Source organism: Candidatus Poribacteria bacterium (genome assembly GCA_021295715.1).
Classification (GTDB): domain Bacteria; phylum Poribacteria; class WGA-4E; order WGA-4E; family WGA-3G; genus WGA-3G.
Genome location: JAGWBV010000093.1, coordinates 1 through 13,588 on the forward strand (window position 1 = coordinate 1; position 13,588 = coordinate 13,588).

General features: G+C 47.5%; 12 protein-coding genes. All 12 read left to right on the plus strand.

The genetic code is table 11. The annotated features are described in order from the left end of the window. The first annotated feature begins 370 nt into the window (after positions 1 to 370). On the plus strand, positions 371 to 1,387 hold the full coding sequence (locus tag J4G07_18825; protein ID MCE2416042.1) for a multicopper oxidase domain-containing protein: 1,017 nt from the start codon (positions 371 to 373) through the stop codon (positions 1,385 to 1,387). Between the two features lie 533 nt (positions 1,388 to 1,920). Continuing rightward, on the plus strand, positions 1,921 to 2,931 hold the full coding sequence (locus J4G07_18830; GenBank protein MCE2416043.1) for an iron ABC transporter substrate-binding protein: 1,011 nt from the start codon (positions 1,921 to 1,923) through the stop codon (positions 2,929 to 2,931). A 154-nt stretch (positions 2,932 to 3,085) separates the two neighbouring features. Next, positions 3,086 to 4,657, plus strand: coding sequence for an iron ABC transporter permease (locus J4G07_18835; GenBank protein MCE2416044.1), 1,572 nt, complete (start codon positions 3,086 to 3,088; stop codon positions 4,655 to 4,657). Between the two features lie 259 nt (positions 4,658 to 4,916). Continuing rightward, positions 4,917 to 5,348, plus strand: a complete 432-nt coding sequence (locus tag J4G07_18840) for a hypothetical protein (GenBank protein MCE2416045.1) — start codon at positions 4,917 to 4,919, stop codon at positions 5,346 to 5,348. Positions 5,349 to 5,611: 263 nt separating this feature from the next. After that, a complete protein-coding gene (locus J4G07_18845; GenBank protein MCE2416046.1) occupies positions 5,612 to 6,271 on the plus strand; it encodes a DUF4956 domain-containing protein in 660 nt (219 codons plus the stop codon). Between the two features lie 68 nt (positions 6,272 to 6,339). After that, positions 6,340 to 8,811 carry a CotH kinase family protein gene (locus tag J4G07_18850; protein MCE2416047.1) on the plus strand — a complete coding sequence of 824 codons (2,472 nt, stop codon included), beginning with the start codon at positions 6,340 to 6,342 and terminating at the stop codon, positions 8,809 to 8,811. A gap of 216 nt (positions 8,812 to 9,027) precedes the next feature. Next, complete coding sequence (locus tag J4G07_18855; GenBank protein MCE2416048.1) at positions 9,028 to 9,603, plus strand: sigma-70 family RNA polymerase sigma factor; 576 nt, start codon at positions 9,028 to 9,030, stop codon at positions 9,601 to 9,603. Between the two features lie 31 nt (positions 9,604 to 9,634). Then, positions 9,635 to 10,405 (plus strand): zf-HC2 domain-containing protein, encoded by a 771-nt coding sequence (locus tag J4G07_18860; protein MCE2416049.1) that lies wholly within the window; start codon positions 9,635 to 9,637, stop codon positions 10,403 to 10,405. A gap of 37 nt (positions 10,406 to 10,442) precedes the next feature. Continuing rightward, complete coding sequence (locus tag J4G07_18865; GenBank protein ID MCE2416050.1) at positions 10,443 to 11,525, plus strand: hypothetical protein; 1,083 nt, start codon at positions 10,443 to 10,445, stop codon at positions 11,523 to 11,525. Between the two features lie 3 nt (positions 11,526 to 11,528). Then, positions 11,529 to 12,338: a dienelactone hydrolase family protein gene (locus tag J4G07_18870; protein ID MCE2416051.1), complete on the plus strand. Its 810-nt coding sequence runs from the start codon at positions 11,529 to 11,531 to the stop codon at positions 12,336 to 12,338. Positions 12,339 to 12,505: 167 nt separating this feature from the next. Further along, positions 12,506 to 12,826 carry an XRE family transcriptional regulator gene (locus J4G07_18875; protein MCE2416052.1) on the plus strand — a complete coding sequence of 107 codons (321 nt, stop codon included), beginning with the start codon at positions 12,506 to 12,508 and terminating at the stop codon, positions 12,824 to 12,826. 22 nt (positions 12,827 to 12,848) lie between these two features. Further along, on the plus strand, positions 12,849 to 13,588 hold a 740-nt coding region (locus J4G07_18880), incomplete at its 3' end, for an SDR family oxidoreductase (protein MCE2416053.1).

Sequence of the window (13,588 nt, forward strand, 5' to 3'; positions counted from 1 at the left end):
AGTTTATCCGCCGCGCACCGTTGGCTGTTACTGCTCCCGGCATCGCTATCTTCCTCATCGTCTTGGGATTCAACCTCCTCGGCGACGCGCTCCGAGATGCTCTCGACCCGCAAATAGATTGAGGTTCAACGATATTGGTATCAGCAGACATCAATTTTAATATTTTTTTGACACACCTTGCTTTTTGTGATATAATTCAATGCAAATTTAATCCAGCGAGGTTTAATACCTGATGGAGTCCGCTTTAAAAAGCCAATTTTTGAAAATGAGTCTCAATATCACGAGGCTAAACGCAACGAGTACCTGCCAACTGCGTTCCCAACTCAATTCGGGAAGCCTGCAATCCACGTTTTATACATTCCTTACACTCATGAGTGTCCTACTTTATCTCTGCATCGGTGCTGCTGCAGCCGAAACACGGGAGTATTGGATCGCTGCTGAGAAAGTTGAATGGAACTACGCGCCAAGTGGACAAAACCTCATCAGACCCGCGATGGGGTTGGACGTTTGGGGGAAAGCACTCGTCTATGAAAAATATCGCTACATTCAATACACAAATGATACCTACACGACACAGGTCGAACAACCCGTGTGGATGGGGATCCTTGGACCGCAACTGCACGCCGTTGAAGGCGATAGTGTTCGGGTGCATTTTCTCAACCGCGCCGACAAACCCCTCAGCATTCACGTACACGGATTACAATATGATGAAGCAAACGAAGGGGCTGATATGAAGGGATCGGGTGCCGCTGTGCCACCAGGTGGAAAATTTACCTATCACTGGGAGGCAGATAGCGATGCTGCTCCCGGTCCGAACGATCCGTCGTCTATCGTTTGGCTTTATCACTCGCATGTCGAGGCGGTTACCGAGGTTTACGACGGTTTGATTGGAACCATCGTCGTCACAAAAAAAGGGATGGAACGCTCGACGAACGATCCGCGTCCCAAAGATATTGACAAAGCCTTCACTACGCTGTTTCTGATCTTCAATGAAAATGACCGCACAATCGTCAAAAGTGGACAAAGCGCGGCGTATGACTCTCCTGAAGAGGCTGAAGAGGGAAATCTTAAACACGCTATTAACGGCTATATCTTTGGCAATCTACAAGGGTTGGAAGTTGAACAGCACGATAGGGTCCGGTGGTATCTTATCGGATTAGGCACTGAAGTCGATATGCACACGGCACACTGGCACGGTCAAACGGTGCTGAACGCTGGAAAACGCACTGACGTGGTAGATTTACTCCCAGGCTCTATGGTTACAGTGGATATGACAGCGAAAACTCCGGGCAACTGGCTCTATCATTGCCATGTCGCTGATCACATCACAGCAGGTATGAACACACGTTGGCGGGTGGTCCCAAAACCCCAAGAAAACGCGCAGTAAGCGTCTATTCAAAAATTTTGAACCTTTCACCATCAAATCTGACTAAATTTGTATCAGATTCGATTGGATAATAGTCCATCTATTCTAACCCAAGTTGCTACTTATTTATACACATAGCACTCCGCTGGAGTGCGAGGGATTAAATACGCCATTTTCTATAGACATATCACCCCGCTGGGGTGAAGAACGTGCTGAAAAAGGTCCTTCAAACGCGTAGAACTCGTTAGTAGCAAGTTGGGTTATTATAGTAACGCCAGTTTGAAAATAAATCTGTAGGTGTTTTTGCTTGGGTGTTTCCCCAGGTAGAGCGGTAAATACACACCAAAAGCAACTTTTCAAGGAAACCCTTTCTGCCTAAGTACCGGTAGCGAAACCCGACATTTCACTTTTATCAAACTCACGTTATAGTAAAGTCGAAAAATATGTAGACAGTTGTGCAGCGAAACAACCCGCCGCTGGCGAGGATTGTATCCTCGCCTCTTTAGAGGGTCTAATTAATTCTAAGCTTTACTTTAATTACCTAAGGAGACATTATGTTTAGCAACCGATCCAGTTTGTTCAGTTATTGTTCGCTTATTCTGCTCTTATTCACCCTCATCGGAGCGGTTCACGCTGAAACGTTGACGATCTATTCCGGCAGAAGTAAGAGCCTCGTTGAGCCGATTATCAAACAGTTTGAAGAAAAGAGTGGTATCAAAGTAGAAGTAAGTTACGGTGGGACGACACAGCTCGCCGCTGCACTCCTTACAGAAGGCGACAAAAGCCCTGCCGCCCTCTTTTGGGCACAGGACGCTGGGGCACTTGGTGCCGTTAGCAAAAAAGAGATGTTTGATAAATTGCCCGAATCCGTACTCACGCAGGTCCCTTCAGGCTTCCGGGATGCCGAAGGTTTCTGGGTGGCGACAAGCGGTAGAGCGCGCACACTCGCATACGCTCCAGAACGCGTTAAGATGGAAGAACTCCCCGAAAGCATCTTTGATTTAACACAACCGATGTGGAAAGGCAGAGTCGGTTGGGCACCAACAAATGCATCCTTTCAGGCGTTTGTCACTTCCTTACGTGTGCAGGTAGGTGAAGAAAAAACAGCAGAATGGCTCAAAGGCATGAAAGCAAATGGTGTGAAAAAATATGCGAAAAATACACCCATCATAGAAGCACTCGCTGCAGGAGAAATCGATGTCGGTTTGCCCAATCACTATTACCTCCTTCGCTTCAAAAGCAAAGACTCCAATTTTCCTGTAGAGCAAACCTTCTTTAAAACGAGTGATCCCGGGAACCTCGTCAATATTGCGGGTATTGGATTACTGAAGAGCAGCAAAAATAAAGATGCCGCACTGAAACTTGTGAAATTTCTGCTGTCCCATGACGCACAGCAATACTTCACCAGCGATGTTTTTGAATACCCCGCCATTGAGGGCGTAACGCCGCACGCGAGTCTCATCCCGCTCTCTGAACTCCTTCAATTGGCACCGACATTCAATCTCAATGATATGGACGATCTCGACGGGACAGTTAAAGTGTTAAGAGATGCTGAAATTCTATAGACGCTCTGCTGTAGGAGGGAACTCAGATTCCCGACGCTTATATTCCTGATCGCTGATTGCCGACTGCTGATGGAAACCGATGGCTGACTGCCACTGTAGGAGGGAACTCCGATTCCCGACGCTTTCGTTAAGTCGGTGGGGTAACTGGAATTGAATGTCAAAGCGAAAAATAGTAAGTATAAACCATTATCTCCTCATACCGGCAGTTGTGATAGGTGCTGGCGGACTGATCCCGTTGGTTTACCTGCTCGTCAAAGCGTTTTCTGCGGAAGGCACTGCACTTATGCAGATTGTCTTCCGCTGGCGAAACGCAAGGTTGTTCTTTAACACACTCCTGCTGACCGCCGGTGTTCTCGCGTTAGATTTACTGTTAGCAACTCCCGCTGCATGGTTAACAACCCGAGTAAACCTGAAGGGGAAACGTGTCTTTACGGTGCTTTGTGCTTTACCCCTTGCCATTCCAGGCTATGTGATGGCTTACGCACTGCTGGCACTCGGCGGGAACACCGGTATCGTCGCCCAATTTTTCGGCAATAGTATTCCGCGTCTCAGTGGTTACTGGGGAGCACTTCTCGCACTGAGTGCCTATACAAGTCCGTATCTCTTTTTGAATCTGCGTACCGCACTGTTAGGACTCGACCCAAGTCTTGAGGAATCTGCCCGAAGTCTTGGCTACCGATATCGCGAAACTTTTTTCCATATCGTCCTTCCGCAACTCCGTCCTGCTCTTTATGCAAGCGGTTTACTCATCAGCCTACACGTCCTCGGGGACTTCGGCGTTGTGTCACTGATGCGCTATGAGACCTTTAGTTATGCCCTTTACATAGAGTATACGCTCTCTTTCGAGCACATCTATGCCGCGTGGCTTGCGCTCATGCTCCTTGTATTTACTGGATGTCTGCTCTATCTTGAGGCAAAATTACTAAATCAAGTGGTTCTCCATCGAGCAGGGAGTGGCGTTTCCCGGCAACTGCCACAGATCCGACTCGGTAGGTGGCGAGTCTCCGCTTACCTGTACCTCAGTGTGCTCTCATTTGCGACTGTAGTTATCCCTGCTGGTGCTGTCCTACTCTGGATGTTTAGAGGGTTCGATATTACCGTACTGGATGGGCTTGTGAATGCACTCATCGGTTCACTGTCGATTGCGGTACCCGCGGGAATTCTGTGTGCATTTCTGGCAGTTCCGTTCGCCTATGTAGGTATTCGATATCCATCGCGCCTGTCAAACATGTTAGGGCGTGTTGCCTATATCGTCTACGCCATACCGCCACTCGCCTTTGCCCTGTCGCTTATCTTTTTCGTCTTAAACACTGTGTCTTTTATCTACAAAACGTTACCCGTATTAATCTACGCGTGTACCCTACATTTCCTCGCTGAAGCCATCGGACCGGTGCGGAGTTCGCTCTACCAAGCCTCACCCAATTTAGAAGAAGCAGCGCGCTCGCTTGGATATTCACGGATACAAGCCTTCTTCAGGGCACTTCTCCCAATCCTCATGCGCGGTATGCTCACTGCCACGGCACTCGTTTTTCTGGCGACAATGAAAGAACTACCGCTTACCTTTCTTTTATCACCGGCTGGGTATGAAACACTCGCGCTCAACGTCTGGAGTTACACATCAGAAGCAATGTTCGCTGAAGCCGCACCTTACGCGCTTACAATTCTCGCACTTTCTGGGATATTCGTGGGTGTCCTGATTCGTCATGAGGGACACGCACAAGAATAGTTAACGTGAGTGTGATAATAAAAATTGACAGGGATCCCGTAGGTGTTTTTGCTTGGGTGTTTCCGCCAGGTAGAGCGATGAATGACCAAAAAGTGCTTCAGTTTACCAAGAAAAGTCTGATTTTTGATGACACATTCATGGAAATAGACAGAGCGAAACCCAACAATCCAACGCTGTCCGTAGGAAAATGGAGTAGGTTTCCAATGATACGCTTATGACAAACTCACGTTAGTTATTAAAACAATAGGAGAAACAAGTTATGACACGCCTCAGAAATCTCATCTATAGCACGTTCGTATTTGCTTTACTCCCGTTCGTGATGCTCGGTTGTCTTTCCATGGCAGCGCAGAACACGGTTCGCGTTGATGGCGGTATGACAGAGACATTTGAAATGTCCGAGAGCGGTACAGGCGCAATTCAGAAATGGATACTCCCCGAAAGACGTTCTATCAGTCGCATTGAGATTCATTTTGACCCGATTGACCCACTGAAGAATATGACTGTTTACGCTCGGATGGGTGAAAACAATTGGCGAGTCGTCAAGGCAATCAAAACGCCGATTCGGACATCGCCGTATATCATTCGGGCGCCGCTCTCCACAGATGCCATTCGCGTCGTGTTATCATCGTCTATAGGGATGATTGACCGGATAGTCCTTTACGGCGCAGAATCGAGCAAATCAACCGAATAGAGATCGTCCAACATTTTCTCACGTCCAATCGGAGGAACCACGGTAAATTGTTTTATACTAAAGTCGAAAAATATGTAGACAGTTGCGCAGCGAAACAACCCTCCGCACCGCTGACGAGGTTTGTATCCTCGCCTCTTTAGAGTGTCTAATTGATTCTTAACTTTACTATAATTTGCCTTTTTGACACAATTTTTCAACATTTTTTACACATGCCTGTCTAATTGTGGTAGACTGTAATACAATTTCCTAATTGGCAAACCGGAATGCAGATATTCTTTGATTTTTTAACGCTACCCCCACTTGTAACGCTTGGTGCTGATGCCCTCAGAGTGTTACTTTCATTCGCGCTCAGCGTTTTTATTGTTAACATCTACGTGTGGACCCACGCCAAAGTCCCACAAAAATCGTTCACCGACACCCTCATCATCTTATGTATGCTGATTTCTGTGGTGATGGTGATTATCGGGGACAGCATCGCACGAGCATTTAGCCTTGTTGGTGCCTTGTCTATTATCCGATTCCGCACTGCCATCCAAGATCCACGCGACATCGGTTTCGTTTTTTACGCGTTAGGGGTTGGGATGGCAGTTGGTGCCGGAAACCCATCTGTCGCGATTCTGGCGACCTTTCTTATCGGAACCATTATCCTCTGTATGTACCATTGGCATCAACGTTTTGGGAATGATAACGAATTTAGTCTCGAACTCTGCTTACCACCAAATCAGGATCTCGAAACCATCTTTCGTCCGGTTTTCGATAAGTATCTGATTTACGAACGTCTACTCGAACAACGCATCAAAAAAACACAGCTGATTGAATTGACATATCGGGTTAGATTGGCAAATCCGCAGGAATGGCTCGCTTTTTTTAACGAACTTTCAGGAATTGAAAACGTCACAGACGTGAAAATGGATAAAGAATGAACATAGCAGACGGAGAAATCCCGAACTTTTCTACGCTGTCCGAATCCAAAATTGAAAAGGAGAATACTATGAAACAACTTAAATCAATAATACTCATTATGCTCATAATTATGGGTTGGGCAATACACGCCAATGCGCAAGACAATCAGGAAACCCCAAAACTCTCAGATGACCAGAAGCGGTTTGATGTTGACGGAAATGGTGCCCTTAGTGATGAAGAAACCGATCTCATGCACCGAGTTACGAGCATCGAAGCACTCACAGGTAATAAGCTTACTGACGAAGAGATTAAGCGGATGAACGATGACCAAGGTCCTGACATGGGCTTCGGAGGCCCCCCCGGTGGAATGCCCGGTTTTGGCTTCGGAGGTGGACGAGGTGGAAGACGCGGACCTCAACCCGCAGAAAAAATTGTCAAACAGTTTGATACAGACAAAAATGGAAAATTAACCGGTGCCGAACGGCAAGCTGCATTGGACACACGCGGTGGTGGAACTTTGTCTCTCATGAGTGAAGAAAGTTTGCACAAAGGCGTTCAGAGCGATGTGCAGGCAAGCCTCAATACCGTGCCAGAAGGTTCACCGTCACTCTATAACGCACAGACACTCCGGACGCTTTATCTCAGATTTCACCACGAAGACTGGTACGAACAGATGTCCTCGTTTTATCGCACGGATATTGAGGTTCCGGCAGAACTGGTTGTTGATGGAAAGGTTTACCCTGAAGTCGGTGCCCATTTTCGAGGCACTTCCTCCTACTTTACAGTCGGATCGGAGAAAAAGTCTTTCAACATCGCTGTTGACTACGGTGAAGATGGACAACGCCTCTACGGCTACAAAACGTTGAACCTACTCAACGGACACGTCGATGCTTCTTTCCTGCGCGAAGTCCTCTACAATCGAATCTCCCGTGACTACATTCCAGCGATGGAAACGAATCTCGTTAAATTGGTCATCAACGGTGAAAATTGGGGCGTTTATATCAACCTTCAACAATATAACAAAGATTTTCTCGCCGAATGGTTCGATACGAAGGATGGTATCCGCTGGAAGGTCGGTCCCGGTAGAGGCGGTGCTTTGACTTATGCCGGAGACGACCCATCCGCATACCAAGAAACGTATCAACTCAAAACCCGCAATGTCGAAAATCCATGGGAAGGTCTTATCGCACTCACTAAAATGCTTGACGATTCCACACCGGATGCCGAACTTGTCGAAAACCTCCCATCTGTCCTTAACATCGATCAAGTCCTGTGGCAACTCGCTGTTTCAAACGTTTTTATGGATGACGATGGCTACATCCACAAAGGCGGCGATTACGCTATCTATCAGGATGTCAACGGTAGATTCCACCTCATACCACACGATAACAATGAAAGTATCAGGTTTGGTCGAGCGGGGCGCGGCGGTCCCGGCGGTGGCGGTCCGGGTGGTTGGTCATGGGGAGACTTAGAAAATGGAATGGTATCGCCTATCGCGCACGAAAACAATGCTGGACGTCCACTTATTAAGCGGTTGCTTTCAAACCCGCAGTGGCGCGCACGGTATCTCGCACACGTCCGAACCGTCAGGGATGAATGGCTCGATTGGGAAGTGTTGGAGCCGATTATCAAGGAATATCAAGTGCTTATTGATGCAGAGGTTCAGCAAGACGATAAGAAACTATATGGGTATGAAGAATTCGCAACCGGTGTTCCCGAAGATCTCAAGCGGTATGTGAACCAACGTCGTGAGCATCTGAACAATCATACTGAACTCAGCAAACCGGTCCCGGAAATTGTTTCCGTTGAGATCGGATCTGGAACGCCTCCTATAGCGAATCAACCCGTCTCAGTTAAAGCGACACTTGACAAATCAATTGCCGTAGATTCGGTTTTGTTGTATTATAGTACTGATCGGTATGTCGTTTTCAATCAGGTAACGATGAGAAAAGAAGGGGATAGTTATATTGGGCACATCCCCGGTTTTCCCGCAGATACCACAGTTTACTATTACGTCGCGGCGAACGCCGTCAAGACGCACGGGACAACCGCCTTTTCACCCGCAAGAGCAGAACAAGGCGCGGCACACTACCGAATTGGTGTTCCCGTTGCAAAAGAGACACCAATCGTTATTAACGAACTGATGGCAGCCAACACCAAGAGTCTTACCGATCCGCAAGGGCACTACGAAGACTGGCTCGAGCTGCACAACCTCACCGGCAATATAGTGAATCTTTCTGGGATGTATCTAACAGATAAGATGGGCAATCTCAAAAAATGGGCGTTTCCTGAGAATACGACGATTCCAGCGCAAGGCTATCTCCTTGTGTGGTTAGATGAAGACGGTAAAGCCGATATCGGACTTCATGCGAACTTCAAGTTGTCCCGTAACGGTGAAACTGTGATGCTCGTTGATACCGATATACGTGGTAATCAAGTGCTTGATACAGTAACGTTTGATAAACAGGAGAAGGATGTTGCCCTCGGCAGATGGCCGAATGGTAGTGGCACACTCAAACGGGTCCAAACTACACCAGGTAAAGAAAACATGCTTAAATAACGTAAAACGAACCTTTTGTTTCGTTAGATGTCTAATGGAACAAGAAGAGCGTTGAGTCTTCCCTCTACACAAAATTTTGCTGATTTAAGCGAAAACTGAGATTTGAAAATCAGCACTATTGGGGAATTGAATAGAAGCGTGTTCTTTATCCCGGCAGTTTGGAGAAGAAGTATGTCCGCCGCAACCCTTACAGCTACTATGGAAACCTATTCGGAGATGAGCAGAACGAGAGAATTGGATCTCGCACAGGAACGTGAGATCGTTTTGCGCTGTCAGAAAGGTGATGCCGATGCAATGGGAACCCTTGTGATTCAATATCAACACTGGGTTTACAATATCGCTTACGGTATGCTCGGTCATCACCAAGACGCTGAAGATGTCGCGCAAGATGCTTTTCTCTCCGCATGGGAAAACATTGGGAAATTCCAATTCCGTTCCCGATTTTCCACATGGCTCTACCGCATTGTAAAAAATAAGTGTCTCAATCACATTGATCAGTATCAACGCCGAAAAACCGATCCAACGGAGATTGATGATTCACAACCGTGGGTCCCGCTTGATACAGCAACTCCCGAAGATGCCGCATTACGTACCGAAGAGAAAGAAATCGTTCACGCAGCCCTCGCAAAACTCAAGACCAGTCATAGAGAAATCCTTGTGTTGAGAGAACTGCGAGATCTGCCTTATGAAGAAATATCTGAAATCCTGGGATGCACACTCGGACGTGTTAAATCCCGGTTACATGAAGCCCGAAAAGCCCTAAAAAAAGAACTGGAGCGAGTCGAGTGGTAAACACCTCCTACCACTATCCTCGATTGAAAACATGAACCATCAAAAAATCCGAGAGGAATTATCAGCCTACTTAGATAAAGAATTAAGCCCGAACAGGCATGAGCAGATTGAAGTGCATCTGCGTTCCTGCGACGAGTGTTCCGATATACTGGCAGCGTTCCAAAAGAACCGTCAGATGATCACAAATATCGCGCGTCCAGTGCCATCAACGCTTAAGGACGGAGTGATGGCGAAAATACACACGCAGTTTCAAGATGAACTCTCCGCCTATTTGGACAACGAATTGGCACCTGCAATGCGCGACCGCATTGAAGCACATCTTCACGCTTGCAGTGAATGTTCCGATATACTCGCAGTCTTCCGCCAAAATCGCGAGCGCGTCAAAATGATTGAGCAGCCTGCGCCGTTGTCCATTGAAAGCGCAGTGATGGCGAAAATACGTCAACAAACCGCACAAACACGTAAAGAGGAATCTACTCACACCCGATGGATACCTGATATAAAAAGATGGGTGCCCGACCTTGGACGCTGGTTCTTCCGTCCTGTTACCGCAGGCGCGACCGGTATCCTGACGCTCGTACTGATTTTGGGAGCACTCTACTTTTATCCGACCGCTCCCCAGCATGACGAGACACTCGATTTTTACTTCGGGCTTTATACTGAGCAACTCGAAGACAACCCGTTGAAATCAAACATCAGCACGCCACTCAGTACAACACAGACAGAAGAATCTGTCGTTATAGAAGCGGCCGACGACATCGAACAAATTCTCGACCTCTATCTGGAGGATGTAGGGAATTAAACTGTCCAATAAGAACCAGACAGGTGAATCTATGCGAATGCACACGTATTTAATCCTTCACAAAGGTTTGCAATCTAAACGCCACCTTCTTTGCATTTCAGTTTTAGCCGCCTTGTTCTGGGTGCCCCAAATACTTTTCGCTGACATCAGTACGCTTAAACGCATTGCAGAAGCCGAACATAAAGTCAGCTATGTCGGATTACGCTTGAAGACGTTTAGCTCGTCAAGGGGCACACGCACTTTTGAAGAAGTGGTCATTCATAAATCTATAGATGCTTCATACCGGAAAGTGGTATCCGTCGTCGGCGAACGACAATCGTCTGAAGGTTCGGGAGGGCGAAGAAATAACAATGAGAATCATAGAGATCGCACGAACAGAAATCGGGACCGGAACGAATGGCGACAAGTTAGAAGCCAATTTTCAAAAGAAGAGATTGAGTTGATTGCCGAAAATTATAACTTGGAAGAATCGGTATCCACAGAAAAAACAGCGAATTATGAAACTAACATTCTAACGATCACCCCCAAATTCGCCGGCAGACCCACAAAACGAATCTTTTTTGCCCGTGAAAACGGTGTTATTTTGCGAGTAGAAGATCTGGATGCTGACGGTGTGCTTCGAGAGATGTTTGTCTATAACCGAATTAGTTTCGACCCGGAAAGCGTGGAGCGCAAATGGGAGGTCTTTAAAAAAGAGATTAAATCGGAGCCACGACGCAGTCGTAGCCACCCAATTTCGCTTGTCGAAGCTGAAAAAATGTTAAAAACCAAACCCATTCAACCTGAATACATGCCGCCGGGGTTCCATCTGCAGGATGTGCGTAGTATAAGAAGCAGGGAAAATGACTCAATTCTTCTTGAATATACAGATGGATTGGTAAATTTCACGCTCTTTGAAAAAGGGGGTGAGCCACCCCGCCTCAGCAGTAGACAACGCGGAGAAGAAAGTGAAATCGAACTTGGTGGTAAAAAGGTCTATAAACATCGGTTCGGATCGACAGATGCCTTCAGATGGTCGGGTGCGAAAATCCACTTCTTCCTGATCGGCGCGATACCCACTGCTGAAATGCAGAAGGTAATGGAGTCCATTATTCACAACACAAAGAAAAATAAGGAATAAACTATGCAGATATACCATGCTTGTGTGTTAGTCCTCTTTTTTGCCAGTTTATTGTTCATAGGAAATGTAGGTGCTGATAGTATAAAATCTCAACTCGAAGCCTCACCGCGACACGGCGAATGGGTGAAAGTTACAACCCCTGAGGGGCGTGTTGTCAATTCATTTGTTGTGTATCCGGAGGTAAAAGAACCCGCAACGGCGATCATTGTCATCCACGAAATTTTCGGGCTCACCGATTGGATCCGGCTTGTGGCAGATACACTTGCTGCTGAAGGGTTCGTCGCAATTTGCCCAGATCTGCTTTCTGGTATGGGTCCCGACGGTGGCGGCACAGAGAGTTTCGACTCCGGGGACGATGTCCGACGAACTATCCGTGAACTCTCACCCTCGCAAGTCACATCCGATCTGGATGCCATCGAGAAATATGCCCGCGCCCTACCTTCAACCAACGAAAAAGTCGCGGTCTCCGGCTTCTGCTGGGGAGGTGGTCAAACGTTCAGTTACGCCGTTAATTCCGATACAATCGCCGCGGGTTTCGTGTTTTACGGTCGCGCTGCACCAACCGAAGATGTCCCCAAAATATCGGCACCCGTGTATGGCTTCTACGGAGAGAGTGACAACCGCATCAATGCCACAATTGATGCCACGAAAGCCGCTGCTGATGCCGCAAACGTCACCTATGACCCCGTTATCTATGAAGGGGTCGGTCATGCCTTTCTGAGGCGCGGTATGGCAGAAGATGCTAACGAAGCACAGAAAGCCGCCACAAAAGCCGCATGGGCGCGGTGGGTATCCCTCCTACAAGGACTCTAAGCGTAGCACTTATCCTACCTCAGAATCCTTGTAGATTTGTATAAAGACTGTGATAGCAAAAAACTGTTGCAAAATCGTATCTAAAGAGAGAAATAGACCGCATCCGTAGACGTTTGAACACAGCACAGACACTTGCACAAAAGGAAGATAAGATGACTGAGGCAAAAATTGAAGTTGAAAAAAGCAGCGGCAATGTGTTCCAAGACTTAGGATTTCCAAATCCAGAGGAACATCGCGCGAAAGCCCGCCTTGCCTTAATAATTAATAGCATTATAGCCGAAAGCGGACTCACGCGGCACGAAACGGCTAAAATGTTGGGGCTCACTAAATACCAACTCTCGGCACTTTCAGATGGCCTGCTTGATGACTTCACTATTGAATCCTTGTTTTTACTCATCAGAAAACTGGATTGCCAAGTTGAAATTGTTGTCAGCGGAAGACCCGGACACGATCCCGCCACACAGATTAGCATTTCAATGCCTTTCTGAAATTTTCTGTGAAAAAATATACATGGCAAACCGACTTAAGGATAAAATAGCAATTATCACCGGGGCAGCACGAGGCATTGGTGCGAAAAGCGCAGAACTCTTTGCAGGTGAAGGTGCCGCTGTGGCTATCTGGGACCTGAACACAGAACGCGGCGAAGAAACCGCGCAGCAGATCCGATCCGCCGGCGGAAGTGCCCTTTTCTGTGAGTGCGACGTAACCGACACTGCACAAATTGAACGTGCTGTTGCCCACGTCACATCTGAATTCGGCACGCCAAATGTGCTTTTCAACAACGCCGGTATTGCTGTCGTCGGCGAATTAGAAGAAATCTCCGAAGCAGACTGGGATCACCAATATGCCGTCAATGTAAAGAGCATCTACCTCGTCTCACGAGCGATAATTCCGTTGATGCGCGAAGCCGGTGGCGGTTCGATTATCAACATGGCGAGTGAATCCGCCTATGTTGGGTTTCCGATGCACCCCGCCTATACCTCCTCCAAAGCCGCTGTCGTGCATCTCACGCGCAGCATGGCGGTTCGGTATGCCGAGGACAACATCCGAGTCAACAGCCTCTGTCCCGGCACGATTAACACCGAACTCTACCAAGAATTCCTATCAAAACAACCCGATCCAGAAGCGATCAACACAGAAATTAAAGAGATGCATCCGTTAGGCATCGGCGAACCCGAAGACATCGCTTGGGCAGCAGTCTATTTAGCCTCCGATGAATCCAGATACATGACGGGTGCCCCGATGCTCGT

What these genes read in the sequence shown, in the direction of transcription:
- J4G07_18870 (MCE2416051.1), top strand. Translation starts at nt 11,529, where the DNA reads ATGCAGATATACCATGCTTGTGTGTTAGTCCTCTTTTTTGCCAGTTTA.
- J4G07_18850 (MCE2416047.1), top strand. Translation starts at nt 6,340, where the DNA reads ATGAAACAACTTAAATCAATAATACTCATTATGCTCATAATTATGGGT.
- J4G07_18845 (MCE2416046.1), top strand. Translation starts at nt 5,612, where the DNA reads ATGCAGATATTCTTTGATTTTTTAACGCTACCCCCACTTGTAACGCTT.
- J4G07_18835 (MCE2416044.1), top strand. Translation starts at nt 3,086, where the DNA reads ATGTCAAAGCGAAAAATAGTAAGTATAAACCATTATCTCCTCATACCG.
- J4G07_18840 (MCE2416045.1), top strand. Translation starts at nt 4,917, where the DNA reads ATGACACGCCTCAGAAATCTCATCTATAGCACGTTCGTATTTGCTTTA.
- J4G07_18830 (MCE2416043.1), top strand. Translation starts at nt 1,921, where the DNA reads ATGTTTAGCAACCGATCCAGTTTGTTCAGTTATTGTTCGCTTATTCTG.
- J4G07_18865 (MCE2416050.1), top strand. Translation starts at nt 10,443, where the DNA reads ATGCACACGTATTTAATCCTTCACAAAGGTTTGCAATCTAAACGCCAC.
- J4G07_18825 (MCE2416042.1), top strand. Translation starts at nt 371, where the DNA reads ATGAGTGTCCTACTTTATCTCTGCATCGGTGCTGCTGCAGCCGAAACA.
- J4G07_18860 (MCE2416049.1), top strand. Translation starts at nt 9,635, where the DNA reads ATGAACCATCAAAAAATCCGAGAGGAATTATCAGCCTACTTAGATAAA.
- J4G07_18855 (MCE2416048.1), top strand. Translation starts at nt 9,028, where the DNA reads ATGAGCAGAACGAGAGAATTGGATCTCGCACAGGAACGTGAGATCGTT.